The organism is Lactobacillus sp. ESL0785 (genome assembly GCF_029395455.1).
Lineage (GTDB): Bacteria > Bacillota > Bacilli > Lactobacillales > Lactobacillaceae > Lactobacillus.
This window is the reverse complement of record NZ_CP113916.1, coordinates 505,049-519,293: the sequence shown is the minus strand read 5'-3', so window position 1 is coordinate 519,293 and position 14,245 is coordinate 505,049. Positions and strand designations below refer to the sequence as shown.

Below are 14,245 nucleotides of genomic sequence, written 5' to 3'. Positions count from 1 at the left end.
ATTTATTGGAAAATTATTTAAAATAAATTTGAAGAAATTAATTTTGACTAAACTTATGATGTTGCTGTACATCTACATGCCAATTAAAATAAAAATTAAGAATTAACGCGATTACCAAGAGCAATAGTGAAACAGCCATAATTTCTTTAATCCCAGCATGAAAAATCTGACGCATTAGCGGTAACAATTGATGTGGTAATAATTTAGCTGTTTTGGCATCACTCAATTCATTCATCATGTGCATGGTAATCCCTGAATGACGCTGTACTCCGCGCGCTAAAGCCATATTCATAATAACGCCATAAACAGCAGACATTATTGTTTGCGCTAAAATCCGAATTAAATACGAAGTTGATGTCGCTGTCGCCATATTAGTCAAACCCGCATCAACCTGCACTTTCACCTGCAGTGCAACAAAGATAAAACCAACACCAATTCCAGAAAAAGCACAAACAAAAGTTAAAAATTGAATTGGTGTATGCAAGTCAGCCCAAAACAAGCCGCTAACAGAAATACCGATACTGATAATTCCAATCAAAACTAGCGTAAAAGTCCGAACTCTACCGCTAATAAACGACACACTCTGCGATGCCATAATATCAACCATTGAATTGGGGACTAATGTCATGCCACCGATTAATGCTGTAGTACCAAGCAATGCCTGAGCCCACATTGGCAGATAAGTATTAACCGCAAGATATGCGCCCCAAGTAAAAGCAAACAGTAAGAAGTCACCATTCAATGCCCGATTTTTGAAAATTACTAAGGGAATAATTGGGTTAGTTGCTCGTTTTTCCCGCCAAAGAAAACCACCAATAAAAATCAGACTAATTACAACTAGCAATCCTACAAGTAAGTTACTGGTCAAGCCCAAAAGTTGAATTCCCATTAAGAAAGTTAACAATCCTAAAGCCAATAAAAAGGCACCAGAAAAGTCAAATTTACGTTTAGACTTTGGTGTAACAGGTCTAAAGTAGAGTACACTCAAAACCACGGCAACAATACCAATGGGAATATTCAAATAAAAGACCCAATGCCATGACATTGCATCAATAATTGTGCCGCCAACCAGCGGCCCCATAATTGCTGCTACATTAAAGCTAGCTGTCAAATAACCTAAAATCCGCGTCCGTGTTTTAATATTAGGATAAATGTAACCAACAATGATATAGGGTAACGATCCCATCCCACCGGCACCAATGCCCATCACTAGTCGAGCAGCCAAAAAGAAGAAGATATTTGGTGCCAATCCTTCAAAAATCGAACCGATAATGAATAAAACTAATGACAATTCAAAGGCTAGTTTGTTAGTAATCTTTTCTCCGATTTTAGTCCACAAGGGAATTGAAATCGACATCCCCAATAAAAAGATAGCAACAATCCACCCCATAAACTGAATCCCATGCAAGGCCGCAACAATCGCGGGGATCGCGGTATTAATTATCGTTCCATCCAATCCTGACATAATGTTACCAAGCATCAGCGCCAGCGTAACATATTTAATCTGTTTCTTAGTCATTCTACTTCCTCTAAATCAATTCAGACAAAAATTCCTACCACGGCAAAGTGATAGGAACTTATTTTTCTTGTTACAATTATGAAACTATCTGCTAAAAAATCAAGGGATTAATAGTCATTTTTGAGCAAAAATTTAATATGCCCTGTGGCCCTTCTTGTAAACAGCCTTATCTTCTTGAGCAACGGCCTTAATATCTGCTAATGGATCGTTATCCAAAACCAAGAAGTCCGCATATTTACCAGCTGCTAACGTACCATATTCATTAGCAATTTGCATCAACTTAGCGGAATTAACACTAGTTTGCAAGGCTTCAAATGTACTGAAGCCATCATCAACCAACAGTTGCAATTCAGTTGGCGTCTTGTCAAAACCGTTAAAAGTTGTACCAGCATCAGTACCTAAAGTAATCTTAACGCCACGGTCCTTGGCATGAGCAATATTTTGGCGTAAATCAGCCAAAGCTTTCTTTGCCTTGTTCATTTCCCAATCTGGCGCAATCCCAGCTGCATATTCTGGAAAAGCCCATGCTGCAATAATTGTTGGTGTCAAGTAGGTTCCTTTTTCCAACATCAGATCAATGGCTTCATCATTGACATAAAAACCGTGTTCGATTGAGTCGACACCCGCTTCAATCGCGTTCATAATACCAGCAATTCCTTCCGCATGAGCCGCAACCGTAATGCCTTTATGGTGCGCTTCATCAACTGCAGCCTTAATTTCGGCAACACTAAGTTGAGGATCATCCATAAAGTCACGCTCAGTCATAATCCCACCAGTGGTCATCACCTTAATTACCTTGGCACCGCGCTTTAAGCCTTGACGAACTGCCTTACGCATTTCATCTGGTGAATCAACAACGTAGCCAAAATTAGGAATATCCCCGTGACCGCCAGTCATTGAATATGGACGTCCTGATGGCATCACCTCAGGTACATCAGTAATTTTGCCTTCATTAATCATTTGTGCAATTGTTAAATCAATGTCAAAAGTCGAACCGCACTCACGCACATATGTAACCCCAGACCTAAGCATTTCATGCAAATGCTTAACAGAATCAACTGTCGTCTCCACCACGTTAAAGTCAGTTACGCCACGTGGATCAGTTGGATCCATCACCATGTGGTCGTGACAATTAATTAGTCCCGGCATCACATACTTGCCTTGCAAATCGACTACTTTATCAGCTTGTGGTGCATCGCCGCTGCCTAAAGCCATAATTTTACCGGTTTGTTCATCAACTTCTAGCCAAGAATTAGTTTGAATTTGGTTATGTTCACCGTCAAACAAATTCAAATTTTGATATACAGTTTTCATTCATTATCTCCTTTATCTTATTAATTATATTTTATTCTGTTTGACTCGCACTAACAACTACCAACAACCACGTAAAAAACGCCTCTTCATAATGAAAAGACGTTTTTCAATAAAATTAATATGCTCGTTGCCCCTTTTTATAGACTGCCTTGTTTTCTTGAACAACAGCGGTAATATCAGCTAGCGGGTTTTTATCTAAAACTAAGAAGTCCGCATACTTGTCGGCTTCTAGCGTGCCATATTCATTGTCAATCTTCATTAACTTGGCATCATTGAGGCTTGTTTGCAAAGCTTCAAAGTTGGTAAACCCTTGCTCAACTAACAGCGGCAACTCTTGCGGTGTCATCGTGAAGTCATTAAATGGCGTACCGGCATCTGTGCCTAATGTAATCTTAACACCAGCATTTTTGGCTTTAGTAATATTGCCCCGCAGATCTTTCCAAGCGGCAGAAATTTTAGCCATTTCCCAATCAGGAATCTTACCGGGAGCGTACGCAATAAAGGCCCACGCACCAACAATTGTTGGCGTTAAATATGTTCCTTTTTCAAGCATCAATTCAATCTCTTCATCATTAACATAAAAACCATGTTCAATTGAATCCACGCCTGCCTTAATTGCATTCAAAATCCCCGGATTGCCTTCAGCGTGCGCCGCAACAATCAAGCCCTTGTGGTGAGCTTCCTCAACTGCCACATGCATTTCGGCTTCACTCAATTGCGGCTGGTCTAGTGCATCACTTTCGGTCATGACACCACCAGTCGCCATAATTTTAATTGCTTTTGCCCCCTCTTTAATTCCCTGACGAACGGCCTTGCGCATTTCATCAGGCGAATCAACCAGACGACCAAAGTTTGGCATGTCACCATGACCGCCAGTCATTGAAAAAGGATGACCTGCAGGCATAATTTCGGGTACCCGACTTAACTTACCTGCCTTAATTAATTTATCCAGTTCAATATCAATATTATAAGTACTGCCGCATTCACGAATATAAGTAACGCCAGATTTTAACAAATCATGCAAATGCTGGACGGCACGGACAGTTGAGGGAACAACCCCAGCACTTGAACCACCATCAGGAGTTGTCGGATCCATAAAAATATGCGTATGACAATTCATTAATCCCGGCATCACATACTTGCCGACCAAATCAACTGTCTTATCAGCTTGTGGCAGCTCACCAGAACCCACCTGGACAATTTTGCCCGTTTTGTCATCAATCAACAAGTAGCTGTCTGCCTTAATTTCATTATCTTTGCCATTAAATAAATTAATATTAGTAAAAACCGTCTTACTCATCAAAATGCCTCCTATTTTGGCAATTAAAAAAGCACCCGTCCTAATTCAAGGACGAGTGCTCGTGTTACCACCTTTAATTTGTTTGCCATTCACACGACAAACCTCACTAGCTATCTGACAATAGCTTGCATTGATAACGGCTGCAACCCCGCTGCTAGTTAACTATCACCAGCAGTCACCAATTCAAAGCCCATGTTCACTACCACAAGCCTAACAACTTTCATCATAATGTCGTCTCGCTTTAAAGACTGGCAAATAGCTACTCTGCTTTTCAAGATGTTTAATATTTAGTTATAATAAATTTATCATCACTATTTAATCTTGTCAATGACATATCATAATTAATATGCGCGTTGACCCTTCTTGTAAACAGCCTTGTCTTCTTGGGCAACAGCCTTAATATCCTCCAGTGGATTACCATCAAGTACCAAGAAGTCGGCATACTTACCTTCTGCCAAAGTGCCATATTCATCATCAATCTTCATCAATTGTGCAGAATGGACACTGGTTCTTAAAGCTTCATAATTGGTAAAGCCTTGCTCTGCTAGTAATTGCAATTCAGTTGGCGTCATTGAAAAGTCATTAAATGGCGTACCGGCATCAGTACCCAAAGTAATCTTAACGCCACGATCCTTAGCATGAGTGATATTTTTACGCAAATCGCCAAGTGCATCAGAAGCCTTCTTAATTTCCCAATCCGGAACTTTACCTTCGGCATAAGTTGGAAAGGCCCAGTCAGCAACAACTGTTGGTGTTAAATACGTCCCCTGTTTAAGCATCAAGTCAATTTCTTCATCGTTAACATAAAAACCATGTTCGATTGAATCAACGCCGGCCTTAATCGCATTCATAATTCCTGGATTACCTTCAGCGTGGGCAGCAACAATCAAACCCTTGTGGTGTGCTTCTTCGACTGCGGCATGAATTTCAGCGACGCTCAATTGTGGGTCGGTCATAAAGTCGTTCTTGGTCATAACACCACCAGTAGCCATCACCTTAATTGACTTCGCACCCTTCTTCAAGCCTTGACGAACTGCCTTACGCATTTCATCGGGTGAATCAACTAAGTGACCAAAGTTTGGCATGTCACCGTGACCACCAGTCATTGAATATGGGCGACCAGATGGCATAACCTCTGGCACCTTAGTGATTTTACCTTCATCAATCATATGGGCAATTGTAATGTCGACGTCATAAGTTGAGCCACATTCACGAACATAAGTAACGCCAGATTTAAGCATCGTGTGCAGATTTTTGACAGAATTGACAGTTGTCCGGACAACATCTGTTGCCGTTCCACCAGTTGGGTCATCTGGATCCATAATCATATGATCATGGCAGTTAATTAGCCCCGGCATTACATATTTACCAGCCAAGTCAATTGTCTTATCGGCAGTAGGAGCAGCTCCTGTACCAATTGCTGTAATTTTGCCAGTTTCATCATCGACAACCAAATAACTACCAGTAGTAACTTTTTCTTGTTCACCATCATAAAGATTCATATTTGTATATGCAGTTTTAGTCATTTAAAATACCTCCTAAAATTATTTTTAATTATTTTACTAATTTACCATTTTGATAAACTTGCTTATCTTCTTGAGCAACAGCCTTAATATCTTCTAACGGATTATCTTTCAAAACAAGGAAGTCAGCTTTCTTACCTGCTGCCAAACTACCGTAATCCTCACTTAATTGAATTAATTCTGCAGCATACTTAGTTGCACCAAGTAATGCTTGCAATGGAGTTTCACCAGCTTCTACCAATAATTGCATTTCCGTTGTTGTTCCATTATCAAAGCGATTGAATGGCGTACCAGCATCTGTACCAACAACAATTTTGACACCCTTCTTGATAGCTTTACCGATATTCTTAAAGAAAATATCCTTAACCTCAATATCTTTTTTAATCATGTAATCGGGAATTGAGCCTTTTGGTGCATCAAAGATACATTGACAAGCATTCAAGGTTGGCACTAAGCAGGTACCTTGCTTGATCATCAGGTCCATCTGTTCTTCATCAACATAAATACCATGTTCAATTGAGTCAACACCAGCTTCAAGTGATAATTGAATACCACGGTTACCTTGAGCATGTGAAGCTACTGTCATATGTTTAGAGTGGGCTTCTTCAACTGCGGCATTCAATTCTTCAGCGGTTAACTCAGTGTCATCAACACGATCAGTTGGTGACATAACGCCGCCAGTAGCCATGACCTTGATATTCTTCGCACCATGCTTGAATTCTTCCCGTACGCTTTGACGCATATCAGCTGCACAAGTAGTCAAATGGCCCCAAACTTCCTTACCATCATCACCTTCTGGGAAGTCACCATGACCTCCCAAAATACTCATTGGTCTACCGGAAGGGACAATTTCTGGGCCTTCAACTCTGCCTTGGTGCATTAACTTCATTAACTTAACGTCCGTGTCACTAACCGCACCACAATCACGAATGGCCACGACACCGTTACGCAACAAAGTCTTCAAGTTTTTAATTGCATTGACAGTCGCTTCAGTTTCCGTTAAGTAAGCCGTGTGATTGTCCATTGGATCCATCATGATGTGCGTATGAGCATTAATCAAGCCCGGAATCACGTATTGTCCCTGCAAGTCTACCGTCTGATCAGCTTTAGGTGCTGGGCCTTTACCGCTAGCACCAACTAAGCCTTCATCATCAACTAACAGCCAGGCAGCTTCTTGCATTTTTTCTTTATCTGTATCAAGCAGATTGCAATTCTTATATAAAGTTGTCATTTTGCACTCCTTATTTTATTTATTTTTTAATTTAATGATTATATTTTAAGATTGTTTTTCATATTTTACAATGTTTTTTAAAAAAATATTGCTAAATTAAAGTTTATCTTTTATAATCAATTTCATACAAATTTAATTTATTTTTTAGGAGGAGCATTTATGAATCCAGCAATGTATGCTGCAATTTCATTTGCAGTTGTTATGTTATTTATTATGATTGGTGAATGGGTATCGTCTCTAACCAACGCTTATGTACCGTCTGTCTTTATCACAGCTGTCTTGTTCGCTATTGGTTATTGGACATTCTTGCCAAAAGACTTCGTTGCCAAGGCTTCTTTTGGTCCTGACTTTGCTAACATCTGTATTTCATTATTGCTGGTTCACTTGGGAACTCTCATGAATCTGAAAGAATTGATTCAACAGTGGAAGGCTGTTTGTATTTCTTTACTGGGAGTTGCCGGCACACTACTGTTAACCCTAACTATTGGTACCAAAATCTTTGACTGGCATACAGTAATCGCTGCTGTTCCACCATTAACTGGGGGGTTAGTTTCCGCATTACTCATGACTAACGGCTTAAAGGCTGCTGGTATTACTACTTTAGTCGCACTGCCAATTGCCATGTTTGTTATGCACTCAGTTGTCGGCTACCCATTAACAGCTTGGATGCTCAAGCGTGAAGGTCGCCGTGTTGCTAATGAATACCAAAAAGGTAACATTCAAAAACCTGTTTCAATTGAAGAAATCAAAGAAAAAGAAGGTAAAAAATCCATTTTTAAACTGCCAAAAGAGTACCACACAGCTGCCTTTATCTTAGTTAAAGTTGGTATTGTCGCTGCTCTTGCTAACTGGTTATCATTCTGGTTAAAATCTTCATTCAATTTTGACTTGAATGCCAACGTTGTTTGTTTAATCTTCGGTGTTATTGCGCACCAAGTAGGTTTCCTTGAAGATAGTGCGTTAAACAAGGCTAACGTCTTTCAATGGTTAATGTATGGTCTGCTTGCTTACATCTTTTCCCAATTAAGCATCACTACCCCACAAATCATTTGTCAGGTTTTCGTTCAGATTATAGTTTTAATGTTGCTTGGGATCTTAGGAATGTTCATCGCTTCAGCGATCTTAGCTAAGCCTTTCGGCATGAGTCCAGAAATGGCCTTTGCCTGTTCCTTAACTGCACTCTTCGGCTTTCCTGCTGATTACATCCTGACAACTGAAATTTGTCATAATGTTGCTAAAGATAAAGATGAGGAAGCAGTTTTAGTTGACCAAATTTTACCAAAAATGTTAGTCGGTGGCTTCGCAACAGTATCAGTTGCTTCTGTTATCATTGCTTCCATCTTCTTAAAGCTACTGTAATTTTAAACAATACCAATTTATTAAAAAACGTCTTCTCACAATTAGTGAAAAGACGTTTTTGTTATGTCAGTAATTATTCAACTTTAAAATGGTAAAACCCTGAACTCATCTGCTTTAATGTTGCAATCACTGATGCAGTATTAAGCTTTTTACCCGTTGTTAAAATCTGAAACTCACCATCAGCATCCATTAATTTGGCTGATGTCTGGTGAAAACCATTCCGCTCATAAAAGTGCAGCCGGCGCACACGCTGTGAATAATTCTTAGCAGCTTTAGTTACCGGCTCAATATCCAGCGTTAACTGCTTATCTGGAAATTCAGCTTGAAGATGTTGCAAAATCTGCGTGCCATAACCTTGCCCGCGCAGATTAGGATTAACCGCCAAGTAAAGCAAATAAACAGTTTGGCTGCCGACAGTATAATATACCAAGCCGCAAAATTTGCCATTATCATAGAGTGCTTGAAAATGCACATTCTTATGCCGTGCCATCAAGTTAAGCTGCCATAATGGAAATCGTTCCCACTTAGGAAATGCTGACAGATACAGACTTTTAGCTTCACGATAAGCTTGATTAGGATAAATAGCAGATTTAGAAATTAAAATAAATAGTCACCTTCACTAAGAAAATAATACTATTTAATAGTATAACCTACTTGGTCTGTAATGCCAGAGACTTCTGCAACTTTCGCCATAATGGCAAGAATATCACGAGCCGAATAATTCGTTTCAATTTGCAGACCATTCTTCAAACTAGCTGGGTTACGCTGAAAATAACTAAATAGACTAAATCCGAAGCGAACAAATATTACCTATCAAGTTTTGGCTTTCAAAGATTACCCATAGATGATTTATTATTATACAATTCTAGGCAAGCTAGTCTATCCTTTTTTCTAAAATAATTAAAATTTTATTCAATTCGTAAATACTTTCTTGTATTTCAGTATTTCTTACATTATCATTACTCAAAATTTCCGAACTTGCATGATCTATAGGATTATGATTTCTTAATTTACATGCTTGCTCTACAATACTTTGGAATTCTTCATTTTCACTTTGAGAAATATATTTTTTATTATAAAGTTTTTTAAAATATTTTGTTGCCTGTTTTACCGTGTACGTAGCATTATATGCAATCGGCTTTTTAAAACACCTAAATAAATTTAGAGTATTAGTCAGCTTTCTATCAAAATAATTCTTATAGTAAGCAAATTTTTCAAGAACCATAGATTTATTAGCATTTGACTTATACATTAAATATAAAAAGTTCTGCTTAAAGTCTGAATACAACTTATTATTACCTATAACAAATAATTGCCTAAAGTCTTCTTCAGTATAATGATAATATTTACTTTGCTTACAATATAATTTTATATAATTAAATATTTTCGGATTTTCATCTTTTATTAGATTTAACAAACTACTATGGCAAAAATTTCTCGCTAACAAATATTGAATAGCCATCAGCAAATTATATTGAGAAAAATAAGTACTTCTGCTATTTTTAAAAATTTCATTCAAGAATTTTTTTATATAATTCGTATCATTTGTATTCAAAATCATTTGCATAAATTGTCTACTATAATAAATAAAAATATATTTTTTATGATTTGCAATATTAAACAACAATTCTTTTACTTTAGATTCTTTGAAATAATCTTGTTTATCGTAAATATACTTATTAATAAGCTCATTACTATTATAGTCAATTTTTTCTTTTTTTAGTGAACACTCAATTGTATCCTTAACTTCATTAAAAGAACATGTACCTTCCAACTTATTAAGATTTTTAAGTAAATTAATTAACGTATCTAAGTCGCAATATTTATCTTCATCCAAATCTTCATATTCAAATGCATAAATGTTGCATGAATCATTATATAAATCAAATTTTATATTTTCACATTTATCAAATTTTCGTTTAGCAACATTTTCAGTAATTCTTGAATCTTTAACAGCATCTTGAAATTTAATTAATATTTCTAATTTACAATCTTTATACAAATCATCATCACAATCAAAGAATATATATGCATCATCTACATATCTCACAATTTTATATTTTTTGATAATATTGCTTTTCCCCAATAATTCGTACAATAGTTTATCAAAATTATATAAATAACAAATTGTTGCAATGTATGAAAGCCCAACATTACCATCAACTATAGGAAATTTACCATTTCCTATGTATTCAATTAAATTTCTATATATTAATAATGATCTTTCACTCTCATTTGGACATAAATTTCTAATACGCTTAAACAATAATCCAACATCAATGCTTGGAAAGAAATTGCTTAGATCAGTTTTACAATAATATTTATATTTTTTACTATATTTTTTTAATTTATCAGTATATTTTTTATATGGAATCTTATAATAATAAATATTATTTTCAAAATCTCCCACATAATAAGCTTCGGAATATTTATTTATTTTGATATTTCTTGAAAGATGATATCCAATAACTATTAATAGTAAGTATATCAATGGTGTAACTAATTCGATACTACGCAGACTTCCATTACCCTTTTGAATAAAGTTATCAATTACCTTTAAGTACATATCTTTACCAATAACTATTCCATTTTTTATATATTGATCAAAAAATTTTTCACTTTCTATATACTCTCTTTGTTTATTAGTAAATCTAATAAATGGATATGTCTGTAGATGTTTATCTAATTGTGAATTTAAAATGCTAAAAAAGCCTGTAACTGCTGCATTCCAATCTTCATAAGTCAAATCCCATAATTCTTCCATTATTTTTCCTTTTTTACCAAAAAAAATATTAATAAAGTATCCAATGTAATACATTATATTATATTTAATTAAGCATATTCAAAAGAGCCTTTTAAATTAAAAATAAATTATTACCTAAATATACTTAAGATAATAGTCCAGCCTTAAGATATTAAGCTTTTTAATTATAAAAGTATATACATGCTCCATTTCTATTTTGAAATAGTTACAAAAATCAAATTTATATCTTTTAGCCTAAAATAAACTTAATTTTCAGATGCAAGCCAATTATATTTTATGTCCTTAAGAATTTTTTCAGTTGTTAATAATTTAGCGTCTAAGGTTGGATCTATAACAATATATAATCCAAAGAACATAACTAAAATTCCTGAAATTTCAATAAATAATTCTATAACATTTTTAAAAAGTAGTAAATTGATGGAGATCAACTTACTATCAACAATTTTAAAAAATAAACCCATAACTATAACAGAAAAAATCACCCAAATAGAATTAATAAATAATGAACCTACTCTAATATAATTGCTCACCTTCTCTTTTCTATTTTGTTTTAATTCATTAATTTCATTTAAAAGCATATCAACTTGCTTTATATTATAAATTCCATTTTCATATAGTACTTTTCTTACTTCAAAATAAGTATATTTAGGATAAAACTTCGGTATGACATTCATTTTAAAATAGCGATAATAAAAATAGATGATCACAGTAAATATTGTTGTACTGATCCCTGATTCATTTTAAAAAAAGTAAGTCATATAAATAACATATCCAGACCAAAGCATTGCTCCTATATATGATCTATAATCTATAATCTTTAAGTGATAATTTAATATATTGTGTAGTTATTTTAAAAAATTCATTTTTAATTTTTTGTAAGCAGTTACTCATTTATTATTCTATTTTCTTGTCAATACCGCCACTGCTTCGACATGTGGCGTTTGTGGGAACATATCAACAGGATCAATTCGGTTGAAGTCATAACCAAGCTTTTGGAATTCCTGCAAGTCGCGCACAAGTGTGGCAGGGTTACATGAAATATAAACAATCTTCTTCGGGCCAGTCTTAACTGCGCCGGCAATAAATTCTGGCGTCAGACCCTTTCTTGGGGGATCAACAAAAATCACGTCGCTAGTGATGCCCTTGTCGGCCCAACGCGGCATCAATTCTTCAGCTTTACCAACGAAATATTTGGCATTGTGAATGTCGTTCATTTCGGCATTGTCATTGGCATCCTTAACCGCGTCCCGCACAACTTCAATTCCACGCACGCTCTTGACGTGCTTGGCAACGCTCAAACCAATTGTCCCGATACCAGAATAAGCATCAATCACCGTATCCGTTTCCTTTAAGTCAGCTTGCTTAATTGCCAAGTCATACAATCTTGGCGTTTGCAACGAGTTAATTTGAAAGAAACTTTCCGGCGAAATTCTGAACTTAACATCACCAATTTGGTCAACAATCTGTGGTTTACCAAAGATTAAGTAGTCTGCTTTACCTAAGATGACATTGGTCTTCTTCGGGTTATAATTCAAAACTAGGCTCGTGACACCTGCAATTTTCTTAATTTCTGCGGCAATTTTCTCTAATTGCGGAAAGTCCTTGTGCAGACAAACCAAGATAACCATAATTTCACCATTAGCTTTGCTGCGGCGTACATCAAGATAACGAACCTCGCCCTTATTATGAATTTCATCATAAGCTGGCACATCGCTGGCACGTAAAATGTCACGCACGGCAACTAAGACACGATCAATCTCGGGATCAGTCGTAAAGAAGTTTGTTAGTGGCACCAAGTCGTGTGAATGCCGTCTGAAAAAGCCAATCTCCAATTGGCCATTAACTGTTCGCACCGGCACTTGCGCCTTGTTGCGATAGCCTGTCTCTTCTGGGCTTGGCAAAGTCTGACCAACTTCCACATTATCCAAGTGCGCCTTTTGCAGTAAGTTAACGACCTGATTGCGCTTAAATTCTAGCTGCTTGTCATACTTAATGTGTGCTAATGATGCCAGGCCAGTCTGCACCCATTGATTAAGCTCAATATTTACCCGGTCGGGACTTTCCTTAATAATCTTTTCGATTTTAGCAAAAGCAAACCGCTTCTTAACCTTTAAAATTTTAGCACTGACTGTTTCACCCGGCAGCGCATTGGTGACAAAGACGGTCATCCCTTCGTAATGCGCTACTCCCATTGCCTCGTAAGACAAGTCGGTGATTTCTAAGTCAATAATTTGATTCTTTTCCATTTTTCGTCCTTTTTTACAAACACTGATTAACATTTCTATTTTACATGAAAATGCGAGAAAAGTATTGTAGTAAAAATATTAAACATTTTAAATGGCTAAGGGAAGAATTAATTTTAATATTAATTGATCTAGGTACACATGATAACTTAAATAGATTAGCCTAATTTTTAATTCTTTTCCTTCACTCTTAACCATAATTGTGTTAATTTAGTACAAACAATCATAGCTAGAAAGGAAGTTTCTATGAATAATTTTGATACTAATCCTGAACATAGGCGGCAAATTCACACGCTCTCTGAAACCAATGGCTTTTTAACCAAGATGTACGCGTTAATGGGTGTCGCAGTGCTGGTCTCAGCTCTAACCGCCTACTTAACAATGACTGTCTTTAGAAGTGCGGTCATGCAAATGCCGGTCGCAATGATGTGGATCATCTTACTGGTACCCTTGGGCTTGTCAATGGGCATCAGCTTCAAGGCCAATCGTAATCCGGTTGCCAGTTTAATTATGTTAATGCTTATAGCCGTCATTTACGGCTTCGAATTTGCTTTAATCGCGGGGTTTTACACTGGCACGCAATTGACAACTGCCTTTATTTCATCAGCAGCCGTCTTTATTGCCATGGCAGCTTTTGGCACCTTCACCAAAAAAGATTTAACTAACTGGGGTTCTTACTTTAGTGCTGCCTTGTTCGGCTTCTTGATTGCTTGGATTGTCAACATGTTCTTGCACAACCCAACAATTACTTACATCTTCTCCTTTATTGGTGTTATTATTTTTACCGGCTTAATTGCCAGCGATGCCAACAAAATGAAGTTAATCTACAATAACTATGGTGACCAAGTTTCAAGTAATGGTCTCGCCGTCTTAGGTGCATTGCAGCTCTACCTCGACTTTATTAATATTTTCCTTTTCATTTTGGAAATTTTTGGTTACGGCAACAATAATAATTAATTTCTATTCTATAATTTTGCATGAAAAAAGGTTAA

Annotated in this window: 11 protein-coding genes and 1 other annotated feature; of the genes, 2 read left to right on the top strand and 9 right to left on the bottom strand. The window is 36.4% G+C overall.

The features are described from left to right. Positions 1-37: 37 nt before the first annotated feature. The 5 genes from OZY43_RS02580 to OZY43_RS02560 form a co-directional block, all read right to left on the bottom strand. Positions 38-1,519, bottom strand: coding sequence for an MFS transporter (locus OZY43_RS02580; RefSeq protein ID WP_277165663.1), 1,482 nt, complete (start codon positions 1,517-1,519; stop codon positions 38-40). Between the two features lie 132 nt (positions 1,520-1,651). Then, positions 1,652-2,833 carry an amidohydrolase family protein gene (locus OZY43_RS02575; RefSeq protein ID WP_277165661.1) on the bottom strand — a complete coding sequence of 394 codons (1,182 nt, stop codon included), beginning with the start codon at positions 2,831-2,833 and terminating at the stop codon, positions 1,652-1,654. Between the two features lie 115 nt (positions 2,834-2,948). Continuing rightward, positions 2,949-4,133 carry an amidohydrolase family protein gene (locus tag OZY43_RS02570; RefSeq protein ID WP_277165659.1) on the bottom strand — a complete coding sequence of 395 codons (1,185 nt, stop codon included), beginning with the start codon at positions 4,131-4,133 and terminating at the stop codon, positions 2,949-2,951. 44 nt (positions 4,134-4,177) lie between these two features. Then, positions 4,178-4,417, bottom strand: a binding site (T-box leader). 57 nt (positions 4,418-4,474) lie between these two features. Beyond that, the gene (locus OZY43_RS02565; protein ID WP_277165657.1) at positions 4,475-5,659 is read right to left on the bottom strand and encodes an amidohydrolase family protein; all 1,185 of its coding nucleotides are present in this window, start codon (positions 5,657-5,659) and stop codon (positions 4,475-4,477) included. Between the two features lie 28 nt (positions 5,660-5,687). Further along, positions 5,688-6,887, bottom strand: coding sequence for an amidohydrolase family protein (locus tag OZY43_RS02560; protein ID WP_277165655.1), 1,200 nt, complete (start codon positions 6,885-6,887; stop codon positions 5,688-5,690). Between the two features lie 171 nt (positions 6,888-7,058). Between OZY43_RS02560 and OZY43_RS02555 the strand changes: the two genes are divergently transcribed. Then, a complete protein-coding gene (locus OZY43_RS02555; RefSeq protein ID WP_277166330.1) occupies positions 7,059-8,246 on the top strand; it encodes a hypothetical protein in 1,188 nt (395 codons plus the stop codon). Positions 8,247-8,319: 73 nt separating this feature from the next. Here OZY43_RS02555 and OZY43_RS02550 read toward each other — a convergent pair whose 3' ends face one another. From OZY43_RS02550 to rlmD, 4 genes are all read right to left on the bottom strand, one after another. After that, entirely contained in the window at positions 8,320-8,787 is a 468-nt protein-coding gene (locus OZY43_RS02550; protein ID WP_277166328.1) for a GNAT family N-acetyltransferase, read from the bottom strand. A gap of 333 nt (positions 8,788-9,120) precedes the next feature. Then, positions 9,121-11,010 carry an AbiA family abortive infection protein gene (locus tag OZY43_RS02545; RefSeq protein WP_277165653.1) on the bottom strand — a complete coding sequence of 630 codons (1,890 nt, stop codon included), beginning with the start codon at positions 11,008-11,010 and terminating at the stop codon, positions 9,121-9,123. A 245-nt stretch (positions 11,011-11,255) separates the two neighbouring features. Next, positions 11,256-11,588, bottom strand: coding sequence for a hypothetical protein (locus OZY43_RS02540; RefSeq protein WP_277165651.1), 333 nt, complete (start codon positions 11,586-11,588; stop codon positions 11,256-11,258). Positions 11,589-11,909: 321 nt separating this feature from the next. Beyond that, entirely contained in the window at positions 11,910-13,256 is a 1,347-nt protein-coding gene (gene rlmD / locus OZY43_RS02535; RefSeq protein WP_277165649.1) for a 23S rRNA (uracil(1939)-C(5))-methyltransferase RlmD, read from the bottom strand. Between the two features lie 243 nt (positions 13,257-13,499). Between rlmD and OZY43_RS02530 the strand changes: the two genes are divergently transcribed. Next, positions 13,500-14,210: a Bax inhibitor-1/YccA family protein gene (locus OZY43_RS02530; RefSeq protein WP_277165647.1), complete on the top strand. Its 711-nt coding sequence runs from the start codon at positions 13,500-13,502 to the stop codon at positions 14,208-14,210. Positions 14,211-14,245: the final 35 nt, after the last annotated feature.